The sequence below is a fragment of the Hyphomonas sp. genome (assembly GCF_040882205.1).
Lineage (GTDB): Bacteria > Pseudomonadota > Alphaproteobacteria > Caulobacterales > Hyphomonadaceae > Hyphomonas.
Genome location: NZ_JBBEBT010000095.1, coordinates 1 through 6188 on the forward strand (window position 1 = coordinate 1; position 6188 = coordinate 6188).

A 6188-nucleotide genomic window follows, 5' to 3' on the forward strand; every position below is an offset into this window, starting at 1 on the left:
CGAATTACCGTTGACGCGCCTCAGGCATATTGTCTCGGTCATGGTTGGTGCTCTCCAGCCTGATCAATTACGAGCAGATCAGGTCACGGCTGTGCGCAACCCGGCCATCATCTTGGCATCGACAACCAAGCGCAAAACCAGCGTGCCGGTTCCGGGCAACACCGGCCGCTTGCGCAGGCAGATGTCCAGCGCCTCGATCTGCGGATAACCCGCGCAGGCCTCTGCAATGCGTGTCATCAACCGTTCCTGGGTTTCGTAATGGTCGGCGCGCGCCAGAGCTTCGATTTGCCGGATCAGCGGATCATAGTCGAAAACAAGCGCCATCTCATCGCGTGCGATCATGACCAGATGCGAGGCGACAGTCAGGGTCAGATCAAGCAGATGGGCATCCGGCACGACATCCTGCGGACCGTAGGTTCCGATCATCGCCGGTATCTGCAGGTCTTTTAACTCGACATAGCTGTAGGCTGGCACGGTTACGGCTCCTTCACGGGGTTTCGGTTCGACACCGCCTGGAAACTCAAAACGGCTATACTCACTCTTCAAAGTCCAGAACGGCGGCGGGCAAGCGGCTGACCGGCATCCCGATGACAAGACTGAAGTGACCCTGCCGGTCGACGAAAATCAGATCGCAGCCTCGTGGTTCCCAGCATACTTAAACAGGCAACCTCTCCAACAGCACCAGCATTGCGGAGCTGCCTGGCGTCGAAGCCAATTCGATTTTCAGCCGAACGATAGGAACCGCACAAGCGCCCACCCAGTGATCGCAATGTGGGTCAGTGTTATGAGGACCGAGGCGCCGTGCAGCCATTGGAAGCGAGCCTTTGCCCCGGTATCGGTCGCCTGGTTTATCGCGGGCATAAGTATCTGACGCGTCGGCAGTGTGGTCAGGGCCACCGCGGCCAGCAGGCCCGCGCTGAATGGGTCATGCGGCCAGGTTAAGAGAGCCGAAAGGGCCGCCACGGCCATGACAAAAAGATAAAAATGCGGAAAGGCCCGCCGGATGGTGGGCCCCGCCGTTTCAGCCGGCAGCGCTGTGAAGAGGAAAGCGGCAAATCCGAAGGAATAGAGCACCATGCCGCCAAAGAGCAGAGCGGTGGTCAATAGGGCAAGCGTGGTGATCATGTGGACTCCGGTTTGCGGGCCGTGCCCATATAGAGAATGGCTTTGAGCGGCAGACGCCCGAAGGTGGGGTCGCCCCGCTTGGTGATACCGCGCGGACCAAGCCCGGTCATCGGCCCCGGCGCCAGACCAGCGCGGGTCAGCCCAGCGCGCAGCTCGGCCGGCGTGATATACAGCGCCGGGTCATGCGTACCGCGCGGGAGCAAGCCTAAGATATCTTCGGCGATGGTGATCGTTGCGAGCCGCGCCAGCGGAGTGCGGTTGATCGTATCGAACAGAAACAGCCCGCCGGGGCGCAGGACGCGGGCCACTTCGGCCAAAACCTGGTCGAGGTCGCTGACATGCTCCAGAACATCCACGCAGACTACAGCGTCAAAAACCGCTTCAGGATAAGGCAGCGCTTCGCCAACGCCGGTATCATAGTCTATGTCGCGGTTCGTGGCGCGGGCATGTGCACGGGCAATAGCGATCGCCTTCTCGGCCGGGTCAATGCCTGTTACTTGCGCGCCGCGATCGGCCAGCGCCTCAGCCATGAAGCCGCCTGCGCAGCCGAGGTCCAGCACATCCTTGCCGGCCCAGTCGATCTGGTCGTCGAACCATGACAGCCGCCCCGGCACAAGGTTTTTCAAGGTCCGTACCCAGCGGATTTCGTCTGACCACCACTGGTCGGCTACCTCGTCATAAAGGGTCAGGTCATTGCGCATCTTGGCCTCGCGGTTTGGGGATGACATAGGGCACGCTTGCTCGGTAATGCGCAAAGCGGTCGCCATAGCGCGCGGCGAACCGGCGTTCCTTCAGGCGCGGGGCGAAAAGACAATAGGCGGTATAGCTCACCGACAGCGCCAACTGGTCGGGTGTCCAGACCGGCATCGTCCAGAGCGTCAGCGCAAAGGCGGCGTAAATCGGTTGGCGGATCACGGCGAACAGTCCCAGTACGGGCATGTCTGGGAATACGGGTTTGCGCCCGGCGAACAGCGACATCCAGCCCAGCGCGCCAGATTGCACTTCGGCCCCCGCATCGAAACTGGCCTTGATCAGCAGCAGCCAGGACGCCGTGTAGGCCGTGCAGAGGGCCCAGAAGGCCGCGCCCTCTGCTCGCCACCAGACAATGCCCGAGGGAGTCCAGAGCGCAAATAGCGCAATCAGCTGTGCCGAGGCGATCACGGCATAGGTCGTTGTCGCCAGCGTGCCGCCGTGCTGCCCAGGAATGAGCCGCGCTAATAGGCGTGAACCTCGCGGCGATAGCAGGGCCGAGTGCGCCAATGGGAACTGTAGGATCAGCGCGGCATTGGCCAGTGCCGCCCAGGGCCAGGCCACCCGGCCAAAACTCTCGCTTAAGCCGAAGAACATGGCCGCGATCATCGCCGCGACCGCCGCAGCAAACAGCACGTGGCAAAGCGCGCCCATAACTAGCGCGAGCGTCTTGCGCCCCAGTCCTCGTGCAGGGTGCAGCGCGCCATTGAGCAACCGGGTCAGCCCGAGAGTACGCGGATCATCCCGCATCAGAGCCTCCGAGGAGATCGCGGGACAGACGCTGGCCTGTGTCCAGTCCGGCGAGATTACGCCCCGGCTTGTCGCGGTAGCCGGCCGATCGTTGGTGTTCTCCAGCCTGATCAGCCATCACTTGGGATCGCTCGGTTTCGTCCATGACGGCATCGAGTTTTCGCAGTTCGGCCGCGGCGCCCGGATTGCCGAGCGTCTCTGCCCGGCGGAACCAGCCATGAGCACGCACAAAATCGGGAGGTGCGCCATGTCCGCCAGCCGCTGCGACCCCGAGATTGAAGGCACAGCGGTTGTCACCGAGGGCCGCGCCCGTTTCCCAATAGGCCCTTGCTGCCTCGGGGTCCTGCGCCCCGCCGTATCCGAGCATGGCCATCCGTCCCAGATGCGAGAGGGCATCTATATCCTCTCCAGCTGCGGCCAGTTCGAACAGTTGCCTCGCTATCGCCGGATCCTGATCGCCTCCAAGCCCGTTCAGATACATGAAGCCAAGATTGAACTGGGCTGCAGGCAACCCTGCGTCAGCAGCCATCGCATAATAGGACCGCGCATCCTGCAGATCGGCCAGCGTTCCGCGGCCATGCTGGAGCAGCACGCCAAGATTGTTCGCAGCGCCCGAGTGGCCGCGGTCGGCCGCCTCCCTCAGAAGCCTGGCCGCCGCATCTAGCCGGTCCCCGCCACTTGTTTGCTCAAGTAAGTGGTGAGCACGCTCGAAGAGCTTGTGTGGGTCGTTCATGAGCGCGAGTTACCTACTGTCCGCTGGACGCCAAGGGAGGCAAGCCGAGGTATTTGAATGCCCAGCGCGTCTGTTGCGCGCCGGTCGTCTGATGAATAAATCTGATCAATTCAGCTGCGGCGCACACGCGCCGGTGTCAGCGCCGGCTGGAGGGTGGTCCCCGGCAGGAACCGCATCGCCACAGCCTTTACCAGCAGGTCTCTGGCAGCCTTCCGGTAGCCCTCTTCATGCAACATCCTAGCTTGCTGCATGTACATGCTGGCCAGCAAGCGCTTCGAGTAGTTTTCACTCATTGTGTTTGCCCTCGGTTTTACGCTTTTTACGCAAGTGGACCGGGCGCAGATTGCCTGGCGCGTCAGAGCGCCGCAATCTAATCGTCCAACTAAGATGGCGGCGCCGCCACAGCTTGCTCATGCAGCGCGACATCCTTCATACACAGGTGCTCTCGGCGGAGTCCGGCCCGGTGCTGGCGGCGCTGGTGAGCGGTATGATTGGATTGACTTTGCCGGTCGCCGATAATGCCGAGCACAGCCCACCTGGCCCTTTCCGGCCGCTCGCGAACGGCACACGATGCCAAGGAACTCGATCCAAGATTTCACCGAAACTTGGAACACGAGACAGCGATGTTGTTCGCTCGGGACAGAAAGGGTCATGGCTCGAACGAAGCCTGCCCCGCTCTTGGCGACCAACGGAGCCGGCTTAAATCTTGCTGATGACAAAAAGAACGTCTCCCTCCGACGCCCGAAACATTTCATCGGCTGCCGACCTCGAAGATCTCGTCGAGGACAAGCGTGCTGACAGGCGAGCCTCCGGTGCGAAGGCGCGCCGGCGTCAAAGACGATACAAAACGCTTCTAACGCAGCAGCTGATTAAGTTCGAGCCTGCCATGCGCGGCGTGGTTCTAAGCGGTGAAGAGAGCAGCCAGTAACTTTCTTGCCAGACGGGACGCTCAGGCACTACCCGCTTAGCGCGTCATGGCGCGAGCCATTGCCCCTGCCAACCATTGCTCCGGTCGAACCGGGCGCGCCTGTGATCTGGTCCGAGATGCAGGATATCAATCATGAGCACTTGAAGGCGCAAAACCGCGAACGCGTCAGGATCACTGGTCTTCGTATAGGCGAGGGCACTTTCAATTGGCTGTCCAGGACCTGGAATACTGCCATAGCTTGTTCGAGACGCCATTGGAACGCGCGCCCAAGTTTCCGCAACCTCCGCACCTGAAAGAATGGCCACGGCTGCATCCAACCGCACTTGCAGATGAGCAGATTGATCCCAGACGTGCAGCGCCGCGTGGGGCCGCGCGCGAAGTCCCGACACCTTTGCTGAATGGACGTCTGTGTGGATGTCGAGGCATGCACTTGGCCGGTCCACACTGCGAAGCACAACCGTGCGAACGCTTGGAAGGCCGTCGCAGGTTACGGTAGCAAGCGTTGGATGGCGTGCGGGCGCGCGGCGGTCATGCACCCCGCGGACGAGGCCGTTCCAGACTTGCTCATGCAGCGACGCGAGGCTCATGGCCCAGGGATGAGGGTCACGGCTCACTTGTAGACTTCGCGGCGGTCAGCAAATTTGCGCACGCGTGCGCGCCAGGCCCGGTAGCTGCCAGGCTTGAGGCGCAGCCGCATCAGAGCCTTTACCTGGTCAGGGCCCAAGCCGTGCACAGCCCGTATCTGTGAAAAGCTCACGTGATCGCTCAGCGCCATCTCAATGATTTCGCTTTCGGTTGCGACGTCCAGCGTCCGTTTGGACATGTTGATTGGGGCCTCGCTTCCTGAGGGCTGCTCGTATCTTCGAGTAGGTGTTCCGAAACCGTTAGAAGTCAAAGCGCCCTCAGGTCATTGCTTTTTTCGACGCAGCCGACTAGCCAGCGGGCCTTATTGGCGACTTGGTAAAAAGGAACGCACAACCTCGTGCGTACTAGTATATGAGACGGATGATTGTTCTGGCATGGAACTACGTTTTCAACGCTGAAGTCAGCCCTCTCCGACATATTCCAGATGTCTCGACAAGGCACTACGTGCTGCAGGCGCTCGGGTTCATGTGGGCCGTGGCTTCTACGGTGTCGATCGGTAGCTACACGATACTCGCGGCCAGCATCGTAGGGCATATTGTTCTAATCGGCGCCGCTGCGATTACGGTTGCGACTTACACGGTGGCGACATTTAAGCCCGGTGTTTTCAGATCCAATATGGGCCGCCGCGCTGACGGCGAACATGAGTGAGTCTTTAGCCGGCCGGTCACCGGGGAGAAGTTCTTTTTTGCGCCGCACGTCTGCCGGCGGAGGGACAACGAGGCTGCAAAATGCGCTATGCGATAATTCCACTGTTCATGAGCGCCATTCTGCATGTGCTGGGATTTACCTTGGTAGGGTTCGCATCTGAGAGTTTGTTTCTCCTCTTCCCGGCAGGCCTATACAGCCTGCTTTCCGTCGGCCTTTTGCGGGACATGGCCTGGGTCGCATGGGTGACACTCGTTTGTATGATCGGAGGGATCGTCGGCACATTTATCGAATTCGGGGGGCCGTTGATGGCGCCTGCATCCGTCTTGGTCGGCATCATCATTGCGGATTTCGTGACGGCTGGCCTGTTGGTTCGAGGGCTATGGTACAGGCGCGAAAAGCAGGAAGCCGATTAGCATGGAACAGACCGTAGGCTTCACCACAACCTCTTTAGATCGTCGACGCGTTAGACGACGGGCGAGAGAGCCCGTCATGGCGAACCGGGTCTTCGATTTCGGGTAAACCAAGAGCTGGCGAACCAGTCCGATCTAAGTCTGGATCCAGTGATATTGCGCCTTTGTACCCACTACGGTCTTTGGGGACAGGAGAGAT

The 6188-nt window shown here is 60.6% G+C and carries 11 protein-coding genes; 3 read left to right on the forward strand and 8 right to left on the reverse strand.

The genetic code is table 11. From position 1 onward, the window contains the following. Positions 1 to 78: 78 nt before the first annotated feature. The 6 genes from WEA77_RS04005 to WEA77_RS04030 all read right to left on the reverse strand — a co-directional run bounded on the left by WEA77_RS04005 (position 79) and on the right by WEA77_RS04030 (position 3651). Entirely contained in the window at positions 79 to 474 is a 396-nt protein-coding gene (locus WEA77_RS04005) for a dihydroneopterin aldolase (RefSeq protein ID WP_368066572.1), read from the reverse strand. 249 nt (positions 475 to 723) lie between these two features. Then, positions 724 to 1125 carry a DUF4149 domain-containing protein gene (locus tag WEA77_RS04010; protein WP_368066573.1) on the reverse strand — a complete coding sequence of 134 codons (402 nt, stop codon included), beginning with the start codon at positions 1123 to 1125 and terminating at the stop codon, positions 724 to 726. Further along, positions 1122 to 1826: a bifunctional 2-polyprenyl-6-hydroxyphenol methylase/3-demethylubiquinol 3-O-methyltransferase UbiG gene (gene ubiG, locus WEA77_RS04015; RefSeq protein WP_368066574.1), complete on the reverse strand. Its 705-nt coding sequence runs from the start codon at positions 1824 to 1826 to the stop codon at positions 1122 to 1124. The genes WEA77_RS04010 and ubiG overlap by 4 nt, the downstream gene beginning before the upstream one ends. Further along, positions 1816 to 2625: an isoprenylcysteine carboxylmethyltransferase family protein gene (locus WEA77_RS04020; RefSeq protein WP_368066575.1), complete on the reverse strand. Its 810-nt coding sequence runs from the start codon at positions 2623 to 2625 to the stop codon at positions 1816 to 1818. The genes ubiG and WEA77_RS04020 overlap by 11 nt, the downstream gene beginning before the upstream one ends. Beyond that, positions 2615 to 3358 carry a tetratricopeptide repeat protein gene (locus WEA77_RS04025; protein ID WP_368066576.1) on the reverse strand — a complete coding sequence of 248 codons (744 nt, stop codon included), beginning with the start codon at positions 3356 to 3358 and terminating at the stop codon, positions 2615 to 2617. The genes WEA77_RS04020 and WEA77_RS04025 overlap by 11 nt, the downstream gene beginning before the upstream one ends. Before the next feature lie 110 nt (positions 3359 to 3468). Beyond that, positions 3469 to 3651, reverse strand: coding sequence for a hypothetical protein (locus WEA77_RS04030; RefSeq protein ID WP_368066577.1), 183 nt, complete (start codon positions 3649 to 3651; stop codon positions 3469 to 3471). 419 nt (positions 3652 to 4070) lie between these two features. On the opposite strand from WEA77_RS04030, the gene WEA77_RS04035 reads away from it, so the two are divergent. Then, positions 4071 to 4286 carry a hypothetical protein gene (locus WEA77_RS04035; RefSeq protein ID WP_368066582.1) on the forward strand — a complete coding sequence of 72 codons (216 nt, stop codon included), beginning with the start codon at positions 4071 to 4073 and terminating at the stop codon, positions 4284 to 4286. A gap of 44 nt (positions 4287 to 4330) precedes the next feature. Here WEA77_RS04035 and WEA77_RS04040 read toward each other — a convergent pair whose 3' ends face one another. Together WEA77_RS04040 and WEA77_RS04045 are read right to left on the reverse strand one after the other, a co-directional pair. Then, positions 4331 to 4873: a pyridoxamine 5'-phosphate oxidase family protein gene (locus WEA77_RS04040; protein WP_368066578.1), complete on the reverse strand. Its 543-nt coding sequence runs from the start codon at positions 4871 to 4873 to the stop codon at positions 4331 to 4333. A gap of 23 nt (positions 4874 to 4896) precedes the next feature. Beyond that, complete coding sequence (locus WEA77_RS04045; RefSeq protein WP_368066579.1) at positions 4897 to 5109, reverse strand: DUF2805 domain-containing protein; 213 nt, start codon at positions 5107 to 5109, stop codon at positions 4897 to 4899. A 182-nt stretch (positions 5110 to 5291) separates the two neighbouring features. Between WEA77_RS04045 and WEA77_RS04050 the strand changes: the two genes are divergently transcribed. Further along, positions 5292 to 5579, forward strand: a complete 288-nt coding sequence (locus WEA77_RS04050; RefSeq protein ID WP_368066580.1) for a hypothetical protein — start codon at positions 5292 to 5294, stop codon at positions 5577 to 5579. 80 nt (positions 5580 to 5659) lie between these two features. Continuing rightward, complete coding sequence (locus WEA77_RS04055; protein ID WP_368066581.1) at positions 5660 to 5992, forward strand: hypothetical protein; 333 nt, start codon at positions 5660 to 5662, stop codon at positions 5990 to 5992. The last annotated feature ends 196 nt before the right edge of the window (positions 5993 to 6188 follow it).